Origin of the sequence: Synechococcus sp. R6-7 (assembly GCF_047461695.1) — a bacterium.
Classification (GTDB): domain Bacteria; phylum Cyanobacteriota; class Cyanobacteriia; order Thermostichales; family Thermostichaceae; genus Thermostichus.
Window position 1 is genome coordinate 1 of record NZ_JANSHS010000217.1, and the last position, 13,010, is coordinate 13,010.

Annotated in this window: 14 protein-coding genes and 1 tRNA gene; 9 read left to right on the forward strand and 6 right to left on the reverse strand. The window is 59.2% G+C overall.

Translation table 11 applies throughout. The features are described 5' to 3' along the window. Positions 1-43: 43 nt before the first annotated feature. The gene (locus tag NW815_RS07185) at positions 44-754 is read right to left on the reverse strand and encodes a Uma2 family endonuclease (RefSeq protein WP_414330056.1); all 711 of its coding nucleotides are present in this window, start codon (positions 752-754) and stop codon (positions 44-46) included. 152 nt (positions 755-906) lie between these two features. On the opposite strand from NW815_RS07185, the gene NW815_RS07190 reads away from it, so the two are divergent. The 4 genes from NW815_RS07190 to groL all read left to right on the forward strand — a co-directional run bounded on the left by NW815_RS07190 (position 907) and on the right by groL (position 4,756). Next, positions 907-1,386, forward strand: a complete 480-nt coding sequence (locus NW815_RS07190) for a GNAT family N-acetyltransferase (RefSeq protein ID WP_414330053.1) — start codon at positions 907-909, stop codon at positions 1,384-1,386. Positions 1,387-1,397: 11 nt separating this feature from the next. Continuing rightward, positions 1,398-2,513 carry an NAD(P)/FAD-dependent oxidoreductase gene (locus NW815_RS07195; RefSeq protein ID WP_414390250.1) on the forward strand — a complete coding sequence of 372 codons (1,116 nt, stop codon included), beginning with the start codon at positions 1,398-1,400 and terminating at the stop codon, positions 2,511-2,513. Between the two features lie 88 nt (positions 2,514-2,601). Continuing rightward, positions 2,602-2,928: a 30S ribosomal protein PSRP-3 gene (locus NW815_RS07200; protein ID WP_414330048.1), complete on the forward strand. Its 327-nt coding sequence runs from the start codon at positions 2,602-2,604 to the stop codon at positions 2,926-2,928. 199 nt (positions 2,929-3,127) lie between these two features. Continuing rightward, positions 3,128-4,756 carry a chaperonin GroEL gene (gene groL / locus NW815_RS07205; RefSeq protein ID WP_414330046.1) on the forward strand — a complete coding sequence of 543 codons (1,629 nt, stop codon included), beginning with the start codon at positions 3,128-3,130 and terminating at the stop codon, positions 4,754-4,756. 211 nt (positions 4,757-4,967) lie between these two features. Here groL and NW815_RS07210 read toward each other — a convergent pair whose 3' ends face one another. Continuing rightward, complete coding sequence (locus NW815_RS07210) at positions 4,968-5,363, reverse strand: DUF4346 domain-containing protein (protein WP_414342353.1); 396 nt, start codon at positions 5,361-5,363, stop codon at positions 4,968-4,970. A gap of 198 nt (positions 5,364-5,561) precedes the next feature. Beyond that, complete coding sequence (locus NW815_RS07215) at positions 5,562-6,194, reverse strand: DUF4384 domain-containing protein (protein WP_414330041.1); 633 nt, start codon at positions 6,192-6,194, stop codon at positions 5,562-5,564. A gap of 260 nt (positions 6,195-6,454) precedes the next feature. On the opposite strand from NW815_RS07215, the gene NW815_RS07220 reads away from it, so the two are divergent. Then, positions 6,455-6,892: a tetratricopeptide repeat protein gene (locus NW815_RS07220; RefSeq protein ID WP_148202830.1), complete on the forward strand. Its 438-nt coding sequence runs from the start codon at positions 6,455-6,457 to the stop codon at positions 6,890-6,892. Here NW815_RS07220 and NW815_RS07225 read toward each other — a convergent pair. Further along, positions 6,831-7,352 (reverse strand): TerB family tellurite resistance protein, encoded by a 522-nt coding sequence (locus NW815_RS07225; RefSeq protein ID WP_414342350.1) that lies wholly within the window; start codon positions 7,350-7,352, stop codon positions 6,831-6,833. The genes NW815_RS07220 and NW815_RS07225 overlap by 62 nt on opposite strands. A gap of 245 nt (positions 7,353-7,597) precedes the next feature. On the opposite strand from NW815_RS07225, the gene NW815_RS07230 reads away from it, so the two are divergent. The 4 genes from NW815_RS07230 (at position 7,598) to rsmD (ending at position 10,521) form a co-directional block, all read left to right on the forward strand. Next, a tRNA-Ser gene (locus tag NW815_RS07230) sits at positions 7,598-7,682 on the forward strand. Positions 7,683-8,265: 583 nt separating this feature from the next. Continuing rightward, a complete protein-coding gene (locus tag NW815_RS07235) occupies positions 8,266-9,033 on the forward strand; it encodes a HEAT repeat domain-containing protein (protein WP_414390252.1) in 768 nt (255 codons plus the stop codon). Between the two features lie 39 nt (positions 9,034-9,072). Next, entirely contained in the window at positions 9,073-9,960 is an 888-nt protein-coding gene (locus NW815_RS07240; RefSeq protein ID WP_414390255.1) for a Sll0314/Alr1548 family TPR repeat-containing protein, read from the forward strand. A gap of 9 nt (positions 9,961-9,969) precedes the next feature. After that, complete coding sequence (gene rsmD / locus NW815_RS07245) at positions 9,970-10,521, forward strand: 16S rRNA (guanine(966)-N(2))-methyltransferase RsmD (RefSeq protein WP_414384352.1); 552 nt, start codon at positions 9,970-9,972, stop codon at positions 10,519-10,521. On the opposite strand, the gene NW815_RS07250 is transcribed toward rsmD, so the two are convergent. Further along, positions 10,518-11,138 carry a hypothetical protein gene (locus tag NW815_RS07250; RefSeq protein WP_414390256.1) on the reverse strand — a complete coding sequence of 207 codons (621 nt, stop codon included), beginning with the start codon at positions 11,136-11,138 and terminating at the stop codon, positions 10,518-10,520. The genes rsmD and NW815_RS07250 overlap by 4 nt on opposite strands. A 45-nt stretch (positions 11,139-11,183) precedes the next feature. Continuing rightward, entirely contained in the window at positions 11,184-12,725 is a 1,542-nt protein-coding gene (glgA, locus tag NW815_RS07255) for a glycogen synthase GlgA (protein WP_414390259.1), read from the reverse strand. Positions 12,726-13,010 lie beyond the last annotated feature (285 nt).

Here is a 13,010-nt window from a genome sequence, read left to right on the forward strand (position 1 = left end):
TGCGGGGCTCCTGCGATTTCTAGCTGAAAGGGATCCCTGGGCTTCAGCTCTCCAAATCGGGATCCTCACCCAAAGCCCGCAATCTTGCCGCCAGACGCTCCGCCCGTTGATGTTCTCGCTCCGCCCTTTGGCGTTCTTGCTCGGCCCGTTCCCGCTCCAACTCAGCCCGTTCATCGCCGGTCAGCAGCAACTGCCCTTGGGCATCACACCAGCGCAACCAGCGAGCTTGTTTCCCCTCAAAAACGCCTTCCCACACCGTCAGGCCCAGCCCCACCTGTTCTAGCCAGGTCTCGGTCATTTCCGCGTAGTGGCGGCCCCGCAGTTCGAAAATGCGCAACTCCTCTGGCCCCAGCTCATGATTGGGATCGAAGACCGCGTAGTAGCTAACTCGCATCTGCTCATAACGGCTCAGCTTGCCTTCCAGCTCGTCGCCTTCGCGGTTGGAGACGATCTCGATCACCACATCCGGCGGCTTGTCAAATTGCCAGAGCAGGTAGCAACGGTTTTGCTTCTCCCACCATTGCTCCGGCACCGTGACGTCCAGGCTGAGAAAAACATCCGGCACAATCGGGGGCCGACCGATGGCGGTGTAGATGCCTACATTTGCCGCTGCTAAAAAGGTTTTGCCGCGCAAAGCGCTGTAGAGAGCCCCTGTCAAGAGGCGCTGCTGCTTTTCGGAGGCGAAATTATCCACCGGGGTATCGTCCTCCGTCACAAGGTCGGCGACGTCGGGAACCAGCAGTTCAGTATCCATGGGCAGATGGGGTTGGGGATGCTAGCGATCTTAGCTGCTCACCTCAGGGATCCTCTGCTCCCTGAGAAACAGAGAAAACAGAGTCCTCGAGCAAGCCCAGGTACAATCGAGAAAGCTTTACTTAACGATGATTTCTTTTTCTTCGCTGCTCGATGCAGATCGACATCCGTCCTGCGGAAAACTCGGACAGTGCGGCTCTGCTCCACATTTTGCAAGTGGTCTTTGCGGAGTATCCAGGCTGTGTATTGGACATCGAAGAGGTGCCGGAGTTGCTTCAGCCTGCCACAGCTTTCGCGGAGATGGGGGGATCCCTTTGGGTGGCGCAGCATCAGGATCAAGTGGTCGGCTGTGTCGGCCTTGTGCCCGATGGGATCCCTGGGCGCATGGAGCTGAAAAAACTCTACACTCTGCCCGCAGTGCGCGGTCGGGGTTTGGGTCGGCGTTTGATTGAACAGGCCGAATTTGCGGCTCGGCAGCAGCAGGCGGACTCTCTGCATCTGTGGACAGATACTCGCTTCACGACGGCTCATCGGGTTTATGAGCGGCTCGGCTATGTGCGTCTGCCGGAAATTCGTGAATTGCACGATCGCAGCAACTCTGTGGAGTATCACTACGAAAAGCGTCTCCGTTGAGGGTCGGGCTGTTGAACTGTGATGCGTTGGTGATTGGCTGTGGAGTGGTGGGCTGTGCCATTGCCTACGAATTGGCCACAGCTGGGCTGTCGGTCATTGGAGTGGATGCCGGGGAGCCGGCCTCAGGCGCCGCGGGCGCGTCGCTGGGGGTGTTGATGGGGATCTGCAGCCGCCAGCCTAGCGGGGAGGTGGTGCAGTTGCGTCTAAAAAGCCTGGAGCTGTTCGATCCCCTAATCGCGCGGCTGGAGGAAGACCTGGGCCGGAGTTTGCCCGTCAATCGGCGCGGCATTCTCAAACTCCTCAGGGAGGAGGAAGTGGAAGCTTGGCAAGAGACCCTGGCGGCCCGCCGACAAGCAGGTTACCGCCTAGATCTGCTCAGCCCTGCCGAAGTGGGATCCCTGCAGCCCGGCCTGCGCAGCGACCTGGCGGCGGCCATCTACTCTCCCCAGGATCGACAAGTCCAACCCAAGCTCCTAACCCAGGCTCTCTTGGAAGCAGCCCAACGCAAGGGATCCCGCTTTTTCTTCCATCAGCCTGTCCAGAAGATTCAGCGCAGCTCGGATCCCCCCTTTCGCCTGCAAACGGTTTACACGCCCGCTCTCACCCTCTCGGCAGGGCACGTCATCCTGGCGGCAGGTCTGGGCAGCTCTCCTCTGGCCAAAGAGCTGGGGCTGCAGGTGCCGCTGCAAGCGGTCAAAGGTCAGGCCCTGCGGGTCAGAGCTCCCGGGATCCCCCTGGGGCCCGTGGTCACCGACGCGGATCTGCATCTGGTTCCTTTGGGCGATGGATCCCTGTGGGTGGGGTCAACAGTGGAGTTTCAGGCCCCCCATCCCGAGCCGACGCTGCTGGCGCTACAAGATCTGTTGGCCCGTGCCATCAGGCTCTGCCCGGCTTTGGCCGAAGCAACTTTGTTGGAGCATTGGGCCGGCCATCGGCCTCGACCAGTGGGACAGCGCGCCCCCATCCTGGGTTGGGCTCCTGGCTACGCCAATCTGCTCATTGCCACCGGCCATTATCGCAATGGAGTGTTGCTGGCCCCGATCAGCGCCGCCATCCTGCGGGACTTGGTACTGAAAGGGGAAACAGCCCTCTGTGATCTAGGGCCCCTTGCCCCCAGACAGGGCTGAGCCCGTATCCATCTTCCGGCTCTCGGCCCGCCGATGGACAGGACATATGTCAGAATGAAAGGCTGCCTGGTTAGGATCGGATCGTCCGTTGAGTAGCCCAAAGGAGAAGAGAGCCTTGCCGAAGTTCGCCCTGAAAGCCCTCTGGTTGGAAAACGATTTGGCTATTGCCGTCGATCAGGTGGTGGCCAAAAACCGCAGCCCCCTCACCCACTACTTTTTCTGGCCGCGGGATGACGCTTGGGAGCAGCTTAAAGCTGAGCTGGAAAGCAAAACTTGGATCAGCGAAGTGGATCGCATCGAGCTGCTTAACCGAGCCACCGAACTCATCAACTACTGGCAAAACGGCGGGCGCAACCGCCCCATCAGCGAAGCCCAGGCCCAGTTTCCCGACATCCTGATCGGCGGCAACTCCTAGCCCTCTCCCCCCTGTCAGCCAAAACGTGACTCCGGATCTGCCCATCTTGCTCAGGCTCCCGTCTTTGAGCTAGATTGGCACTCGGGAGTTTAGAGTGCTAACTCCCTGCTAGCCGAGCCGGAGGATTCCTGGGAACCCCACTCCGCCTGGCAGTACCCAAAGTAGGAGCCCAGTCAGACTTACGAGGATCGCGGATTCTATGGCAAAGCGGATTCTGTTTAGAGAAGAGGCCCGCAAGGCATTGGAGCAGGGCATCAACCAACTGGCGGATGCAATCAAGGTTACGATTGGCCCCAAAGGACGCAATGTGGTCTTGGAGAAGAAGTTTGGTGCCCCCCAAATCGTCAACGACGGGGTCACGATTGCCAAGGAAATTGAGTTGGCCGATCCTTTGGAGAACACAGGCGCCCAGTTGATGCGGGAAGTGGCCTCTAAGACCAACGATGTGGCCGGAGATGGTACCACCACAGCCACCATCCTGGCCCAAAGCATGGTGCGGGAAGGGCTCAAAAACATCTCGGCGGGCGCCAACCCTGTGGCTCTGCGGCGCGGCATTGAAAAGACCACTGCCTACTTGGTGGAGCAAATTGCAGCTCATGCCAAGGCTGTGGAAGGCCGTAAGACCATCGCCGAAGTAGCCACTATCTCTGCTGGCAATGACAGCGAAGTGGGAGAGATGATCGCCAAGGCCATGGATGCTGTAGGGCGAGATGGGGTGATCACGGTCGAAGAATCCAAGTCGCTGGAAACCGAGTTGGACGTGGTGGAGGGGATGCAGTTTGACCGCGGCTACATTTCCCCCTATTTCGTCACAGACTCGGAGCGGATGGTGGCCGAGTATGAGAATGCTTATCTGCTGATTACCAGCAACAAGATCTCCAGCCTGCAAGATCTGGTGCCCATCCTAGAGCGGGTGGCCCGCGAGGGTCGGCCTCTTCTGGTCATTGCGGAGGATGTGGAGGGAGAGGCTCTGGCCACATTGGTGGTGAACCGCCTGCGGGGGGTGCTCAATGCGGTGGCGGTCAAGGCTCCGGCTTTTGGGGATCGGCGCAAAGCCATGCTGGAAGATATCGCCATTCTCACCGGCGGGCAGCTCATCTCTGAGGATGTTGGCATCAAGCTGGATAAGGTCACCCTGGACATGATGGGGGTGGCCCGCAAGATCACTGTCACCAAAGACAAGACCACCATTGTGACCGATGGCAGCACCAAAGCGGCGGTGGAAAAGCGGGTGGCTCAAATTCGCAAGCAACTGGAAACCACCGATTCCGAGTACGACCGCGAGAAACTGCAAGAACGCATCGCCAAGTTAGCCGGGGGAGTGGCGGTGATCAAAGTGGGGGCTGCCACTGAAACAGAACTCAAAGATCGCAAGCTGCGCATTGAGGATGCCCTGAATGCCACCCGAGCTGCGGTGGAAGAAGGGATCGTCCCTGGCGGCGGGGCGACGCTATTGCACCTCTCCAAAGGGATCCCGGCTTTCAAGGCCAAGTTGAATGCCGAAGAACAGGTGGGGGCAGAAATTGTTTACCGAGCCTTGCAGGCCCCTCTCTTTCAGATTGCCCACAATGCCGGTCTGGAAGGGTCAGTGGTGGTGGAAAAGGTTTTGGAGAAGGAGATGCCCTTTGGCTTCGATGCCCTGAGCGGAACCTATGTGGATATGTTTGCCCAGGGGATCGTCGATCCGGCCAAAGTGGTGCGCTCAGCGCTGCAAAACGCGGCTTCCATAGCCGGAATGTACCTCACAACCGAAGCGATTGTGGTGGAGAAGCCTGAGCCCAAACCGGCGGCCTCGGCGGCTGGCTCTGGAGCTAAGGGGATGATGTGAACTACCCCACAGCCAAAGTCAGGGGCTTCTGGGATCCCTAGACCGGGTTTCCCAAGGCTGCCCCTTCGGGCTAGCTCACCGGCGCCTTAAACATCCGTCTCTGGTGCCTGCTTGCCTGGTGTAGCAGATTGGATAGCGCTCCCTCTCCAGGCATAAATGCCGGGGCCCCCCTGCTAGGTCTCTGGTGAGTTCTGGCGCTGCATGGGCGGGCTTAGTCTTGGATGTACTCCTCGCCGGAGATCAGGGCAGCTTCGGCTTTTTGAAACTCCCTTCCCAAGTAGGCCGCATGGCTGAGCTGGGAGACCACTCTCTCCTGCTCCTTTTCAAAGATCTGTACACACAGTTCTTTGGCCGTGCGCCCAACATACACCCGTTCAGGGGATCGGTTGACGGGGCCCTTTGCCGGGATCACAGCTCCTGTCTCCGGATCGGTGGCCAGCCCCCGCTCGTTGATCACCGTACTGTAGTACTTGGCGCAAATGAGGTTCTGCTCCCGATCCAAGTAGATGACGAAATAGCCCGCCGGATCCAGATCCAGGGGGCGGCGGGAGAGATGGTCGTCAATACTGCGAATCTGCTCGCTCAGGGGCTTGGAGGAAGGGGACATAGAATGGCCGACCAAAACCGCACAGGAGAAACGTAGCCGAGACTACCTTTGGCTGCTCTCATTGTGGCAGATGAACCCAATCTTTGGGCAGCCTTTGGGGTGGTTGACTTCCTTCCCAGCTTGAACGGTGGGGCTGGTCATATACCCGATGAAGGGGATCCTGTGCGGCTCCCCTAACCCAAGTTCTCAGAGCTTGGATTAGCGCGGGGCAACCCGATAGAACCGAGTGGCCGTCACCCACTGGTCGGAAGGGATCCCCTCGACAATAATGGCGCGGGCAATGGCATTGCCCAGTTGGGATCCCCGCACCCGCACGTCGGCAAAGGAGCCACTCTGCTCAAAAGAGGCAATCTCCTGGAAGTTCAGCGGACGGGGGGATGCCACCGCTAACACCTGGGCTTGGCCGAAGGGTGGAGCGATGGTCAACCGATAGCTGGCCCCTGGCGGCGGGAAGGTGCGCACTTCTCCGGCCCGCAGAAACTCGTTGCCACCGGAAAAGCGGTTGGGCAAAATCAGATGGGTACGGCCATCGGCTTGGATGCTGAACAGGTAAACGTAGGCATCGCGGTTGGTGCTCAGGGTAATGGCAATCGGCTCGCCAGGCCGGTAGATGGGGTTAGACCCGTGCCGATCCAGCTCCAGATTCACCCGCAGGTCGGAAGGAACGGGGTTGACAATGATGGAGCGGGTGCCAACATCCAACTGACGAGTATCGGCCAGTTGCAGCCTCTGTAAAGGAGGGTAGATGCCTAGGGTTTGCGGAAAAACAGCGGTGGTCGGAGCCACAGACAGCCCCAAAGCCAGCGGTAGGAAAAGCAGTTTGGCATTCATGGTTCACACCCAATCAATGGCTATGTTCATCCTAGGAAGGGGCGCAGGTTATGCGGGTCAGGCTTTGCGCAATCTCCAATCTCTTGCCGCGGCAGTTTCTCCTGCTGCAGATGGCATCACCCAGGGGGAAAAGACGCTGAACCGGCAGGGGCACAGCTCTGTTCTCGGCATCTAGGATGGGAATTGGGGGCAACACGTTTGGCAAGGGTTAAGCTGCAAATAACCTCACGCCAGGTTCCCATTCAACCCCCAACTTGCTCATGGCTCACGACAGCTACCAAGAAGGCATCGCAGCGGTACAAGCGGGCGATTTCCAGGCTGCCATCCAAGCGTTTCGCCAGGCGGTTGCTGCCGATCCAACCCATACCGAAGCTCGTTACAAGCTGGCCTGGGTACTGGGCATGAGCGGCTATCTGGATCCGGCCCTGACAGAGCTGGAAGCCGTTTTGGCGGCAGATCCCAACCATGTGGCAGCCCATTACAATCGAGGGGCCCTCCTCTTGCAAAAGGCCCAACTGGAAGCCGATGAGGATGGACAAATCGATCTGGCCGTTCTACAGCAGGCAGAAGCAGCCTTTCAAGCGGTGATGCGCTTGGATCCCACCGACCAACGGGCCTTTGCCTTCCTCAATTTGGTCAAGCGGGCCATTCGCAACCATCAGGCGTCCACTCAGGTCTCCGGCGGCAGTGGCGGGTAAACCCCTGCACCAAGACTTCAATCGGCGCAATGCTGGGATCCCCCAGCTCAGCCTCTGCCTCTTGAGAGACCTGTTGCACCACTGCCGGTGACAGTTGCAGCTTTTCCACCAACTGCCGAAAAGCATCCAGCTCTTCCAGATTCACCACGGGCTCCTCCGGGCTGCGAGCGCTGGCGGCAATCACCAGGTAGCCCAACTTGAGGATGAGACGCTTCTCGGCCTCATCGCCGATTTTCGACAGCACCTCCTCCAACGGGACTTGCTGCACTAGGTACTGGCGGATCTCTTGCGCCAAGCTGGCCCGCTGGTCGGGATCCGAAGCAAAATGCTGAGAGAGTTGCTGGGCGATGAGTTCTACTTCCGCAGCCTCTAGCGCACCATCAGACCAGGCCATCGCAGTGACGGCTCGCAGCAGATTCATCTGCTTGGGAGTAATGCCGGGCGGGGGTGGAGTGGGCATATATCCTCCTGGGGTGGCTTATCTGCCAGTGTAGAAGGGGATCCTGGACCCTTCTGGTTAAGTTTGGTATCTGCTCGATGGCTGCTGGCTTTGGCTCAAGTCAAGATAGGTGCCGCCTACCCGGTCGAAGGGGGGCTTTTGCCGAGGGGATCCGATAAGTCTGTGGGGGTTGTGGTCGGCTGGTGATTGCACAGCCTGAAGCCCATTGCGTAGCATTGAATAAAGTCTGGGGATCCCAGCAGTTTGGAGAGGTGTCCGAGCGGTTTAAGGAAGCAGTCTTGAAAACTGCCGTGGTTCACGCCACCGTGGGTTCGAATCCCACCCTCTCCGCTTACCTGGAGGTGATGCCCAACGGGCCGCAGCTACAGAGATTCACATATCGCTTCTGGGGGAACGAGAGGCGGTCAGGGATAGGGGCGTACAACACTAGATAGCACTAGTTATCCACTAGTTATCTAGACATTGAGAGAGCTTGATGCCAGAACCGACTCAGCAACAGCTTTTACGGGGAGTGAGGGCAGTGGTCATGGCATCTCCTCAGGCAGCGGCAGAATGGATCAAGCGGTCAGCCGGGTGTCGGGAAGCTGGACGCGGTAGCCTTTGAGTTCTCTCGGTTGCGAAGCGGTGCATAGCACTCACACAAGCGCGGTCAACCTCTCTGCGTCCTTCGTCGGCCTCTCTACACTGAGAAGCATCCTGCGATTCTAGGGTAAAGACCGGTGGTGGGGAGCTGACGCTTTTGTTATCCTGTCGCATAAGCTCCCCCTCTGGGATCCCAGGGGAAAGTGGGCCAACCTTGCCTGACACTGAACGCCAGCACAGCCCGCATAATGTTCCCGCACAATGTCCTGCACAATGTTGTGTCAGCAAGACTTGGTTCTCGATGGCAGGTTTGCAGAGAGGACGTGACCTGATGTTTACTTGGCTCTGGACGAAACAATTTTCTCGCTTGAATCAAAGGCTACAGAGCCTAGAGGTAGCCCGCGAGGAAAACCTTCTGTCTCCCGATCTGAGCGCTCAAACTCTGCAGGTGGCCCCCGACTTTTGGGAACGGCAGCACCAAGCCTTTGTCTATGTGGATAAGCAAATGCGGAGGCTCAGCCGTCGCAGCAAGATTTGGGGAGGAATGGCGCTGCTGGCCATTCTGGCCGATGCGGCTTTGATAGTGGCAGGTCTGGCAGCGTTCCAGTCTTGGCAGCAGGTGCAGGCGGATCGCCAATTAACTCGCATTGCCCAACAGGTTGCGGCTGTCGATCCTGTGCAGCAAGCTTTTGATGATCTGGTGGCTCAATTGCCCCAGATGAGCGGGGCAGAGCGATCTCGTGCCCTAGAGGCGTTGCAGGCTCTCTCGGCCATCTCGATGGCCTATGGCGGCTACTCCTCCGATGGTTCTGCGGGCATTTCCATGTACAGCTCTGTTTTCCCAGCGGCAGCAACCCCTCTGGAGGCTCAACTGCAAACCATTTACCGGTTGGGGCAAATGCGGGTGGTGGAGGCGGTGCCGGCTTTGCTGACCAAGCTTGCGGACGACGAGCCGGTGGTGCGGGAGGCGGCGGCCCGTGCCCTCGGCCAAATTGGGGATCCGCGCGCCTTGGGTCCCTTGCACGATCTTCTGGCCTATGAGCCCAATGAGTTGGTTCAAGATGCCGCTATTGCTTCGATTGCCCAACTGCTGCGCTGAAGAGAGGGTTAGATGGGGGTGGGAGTTGAGGCACTGGGGATGAGTATCGGCAAAATGAGCAGGCTGGGCAAACTGCTGGGGGTGATTTGTTGGGTGTGGGGATCCGCTCTGCCCGTTTGGGCGCAGGATCCCTTCCGCAGCGGGGACAATGCCCGCCCCATCAGCCCAGAGGTAGCCGCAGCTTTTGAAGAGTTCTTCTGTGCAGGCCGCTACAGCCAGAGCCGGGAAAAACTGGAAATGGCCAAGAAAGCCTCTCCCGAAGAGCCGATGGTCTATGCCCTGTTGGCAGCGCTGGCCTATCAGGAGGGAGACCTGGAAGCATTTGCCCGGTTGGCTACCCAAACCCGACAGGTGGCCGCCGAGTTGAAAAAGACGGATCCCTTGCGGGGCAACCTTTACGAGGGTGTGGGCTACGGGCTAGAGGCAGCCAACATAGTGGTGCGAGATGGGGTGGTCATCGGTTTGCCCAAGGCTTTGCCCACCCTCAATCAATTGTTTGCCTCCATCCGGGCCGCCCAGGCAGTGGACAGCAGCGATCCGGAGCTCAATCTGCTCAACGGCTACATGGATTTGCTGCTGACCTACCGGGAGAAGGCTCTAAATCAGTTTCGGATGGCAGCTCCTGACTATCTGTCCTACCGCGGCCAAGCTCTGGCCTACCGGGATATGCAGCGCTTTGACGAGGCGCTGGAGGCGGTGGATCGAGCCATTGCTGCTTCTTGCAGCAACCCCGAGCTTTACTACCTCAAGGCGCAAATTCTGGTTTCCAAAGGGCAAGACCGAGAGGCCGTCCCCCTTTTCGATCAGGCCCTGCAAGCTTCCGCCCAACTGCCCCAACCTTTGGTGGAGCAAATCCAGATGGAGCGGGATCGCGCTGCCCAACGCAGTGGGTTGACCGGCCAGTTGCCGGCCACGCCTAGCCCCTGAAGGGATCCCATGAGCCTGCGCATCAGCGGCAAACGAGCGCTGCAAACTCCCGCTGGCTTGGGCACTCGACCCACACCTGGCCGGGTGAGGCAGGCCTTGTTCAACATCTTGCAAGGGCAGGTGGAAGGCTGTCGCTGGCTGGATCTGTGCTGTGGGGCCGGTACGGTGGGAGCAGAAGCTCTGTGTCAGGGGGCCGCTTTTGTGGCCGGGATCGAGATTGCCGCCCCTGCCTGCCGCATCATCCGAGCCAACTGGGCCAAGGTGGCGCAGCTGGGGCAATCTTTCCAGGTCATTCAGGGAGATGCCCGCAAGCTGCTCAGCCGCGGCCTGAACTTGGAGCCATTTGATTACGTGTACTTTGCTCCTCCCTACGAGGCCGGTCTGTACGCCCCGCTCCTGCCCCTGATCCCGCCCTTGCTCAAGCCAGGCGGAACCTTGATCGTCGAGCATCGCAGCGGCCATGACCTACCCGAACAGGTGGGATCCCTGCTGCGCTTTGACCAACGAACCTATGGGCAAACGGCGCTGGCTTTCTATCGCCATCTGGAAGAGCAGCTCTAGCTGGGGAAGGGAGTGCTGACGAAGCCGATTTCCAAGAGCTGCTGATAGGCTTGGGTGCCCAGCTCGCGGGTTGGGCCCTGGCTGTTGATGACCTGGATCAGCCAGCCCACGGCCTCTTCCGGTCGCCCTGCGGCGCGGTAGACCACGGCCAAATCGTAGGCGGCTTGATCCCGGGCTTGGGCGGCAACACGGGCCAGCTCCCGCTGTTCTTCGGAGATGCGGTTTTGGATCCCGGCGAAGGCGCGGGAGAGATCTTGGTGGTAGTTGGAGCGCTGGTTGTAGGCGTTGAACACCTGCTGCAGCAGCTCGACAGCCTGGTCGTAGTTTTGCGCTTGGATGGCGGCATCGGCTTCGGCGGCCAGTTGTTCGGCTCGCAATGCGCTGAGGGCGCTGCTGGGCTGCTCTAGGGCGCGAAACTGCTGCGGATTGGGAATAAGCTGTTGCCCGGTGGGGAGCTGCTGAGCAGTGGCCCAGAAGGTGGAGCCCATGCCCAGGACAAGGCCGAGCAGTACGCCGAAAACCAACCGCGCCCAAGAACGGCGCAGAAGGCTGAGCCCCTGGGCGATGGCGTCCTGGCGACAGCCTTGGGAAGCAACAGCGGGACGTCGTCCAATCATGTGCGGGTAACCCCCAAAACCTTTTTTGACCCGTTCCACTCTACCCTACTCCTCGTGCCTTTGCTGCAGCTCAGGGATCCCTTTGGAGCGAGGCTGGGAGGAGATGGGCTTCTTGAGCTTGGGCGGAGAGGAGCTGGGCGAGTTGGGTGGCTCTGGAGGCTTTTCCGGCAGCAGCGGTAGGTTGAGAATCAGCTCATACATGCGCAGGTATTCCAGCGCTGAGCGGTGCCAACTGAAATCGCTGGCCATGCCCCGCTTCTGCAGCGCTTGCCAAGTTTCTTTGTGCTGGAAGGCTTCCCAAGCCCGCGCCAGACAGGTGTAGAAGTCCAGGGCTTCGTAGCGGTCAAAGCAGTAGCCGGTGCCGATCCCCTTGCTGGGGATGTGGTGGCTAACGGTATCCACCAGCCCCCCCGTGCGGCGGACGATGGGCACACACCCATAGCGCATGGCGATCATCTGGCTGATGCCGCAGGGCTCAAAGCGGCTGGGCATCAAAAACGCATCTGCCCCCCCGTAGATCAACTGGGCCAGCTTGGGTTGGTAGCCTTTTTGGTAGGCCATTTTGCCCGGGTGCCGCTCGGCCATCTCCCGGATCCGCCCTTCGTAGTAGGCTTCGCCGCTGCCTCCCAGCAAAACAAATTGCGCGTCGCTGTAGGCCAAAAAGCGATCCAGGGCTTGGATGAGCAAGTCGATCCCTTTTTGCTCCACCAAACGGGCCACCATGCCCATCAGGAAGGTATCTGGGTTAACGGTCAAGCCCGACTTGGCCTGTAGCGTGGCTTTGTTGGTCGCCCGCCCGCTGAGATCATCGATGCTGAAATTGGCCTCTAGGTCTGGGTCGGTGCGGGGATCAAACCTATCGATGTCGATCCCATTCAAAATCCCGCGCAGCCGTTCCCCTTTCCAGGCCAACAAGTCCTGCAGTCCTTCCCCATGCAGAGGGGTGCGAATTTCCATCGCATAGGTGGGCGAGACGGTGTTCACTTGGTCGGCGTAGAGGATCCCGGCAGCCATGGTGTTGTGGGCAGAAAAATACCAGGGCAGCCAGGTCATGCGCTCCAGTTGCCAGCGCCAGGGCCCTTGGTAGGCCAGGTTGTGGATGGTGAACACCGTGCCAATATCGGGAGCTTGGTGCATCCAGGCCGGGATCATGCCGGTGTGCCAATCGTGGCAGTGGATGATGTTGGGTTTCCAGGGGTAGTAAGTCCAGGCAAATTCGGCTACGGCGTTGGCAAAAAAGGTGAAGCGCCAGAACTCGTCCTCGCCGTAGTAGATGCGGTGGGGAGCAAAGCAGTAGTGGCTGACCAAGTAGAGGGGCACATCGGTGCCGGGCAAAACGCTTTCGTAAATATCGGCCACCTGACCCATAACCTGTTTAGACCAGATGGGATCTTTCGAGCGGGGGTATTGCCCCGGTTCCTGGCCGAACTTGTCCCAGAGAAAGCCATACAGAGGCATGATGATGCGGACATCCTGACCCAGCTTGCGCAAAACGACAGGCAGGGATCCCACCACATCCGCCATGCCCCCCACCTTGGCCAAAGGTGCTGCCTCTGCCGCTGCGAACAAAATCCTGGCTTGAACCACGCTGCCCTCCCTGGTGTTGTGGGCTCCGCTCCGCCGCCGTGAACGGATCCCGGCTCAGTTGCCCTCAGCCAAAACCCTTCCCATCCTAAAACACAAGGGATCCCTGCGCCGGATGAGCTGATGCAGCGCCTCATCTTGAGGTTATGTTGCAACTTATTGATTTTTCGTAAGATGGAAGGACAGTGCTGCTCAGAACTGTTGTGGGCGCTGCTGTATTGCACTTTATTCGTCGTCATTGTTCTGGAGAGACGTCCTATGACCATAGCGGTAGGGCGCGTGCGTCAG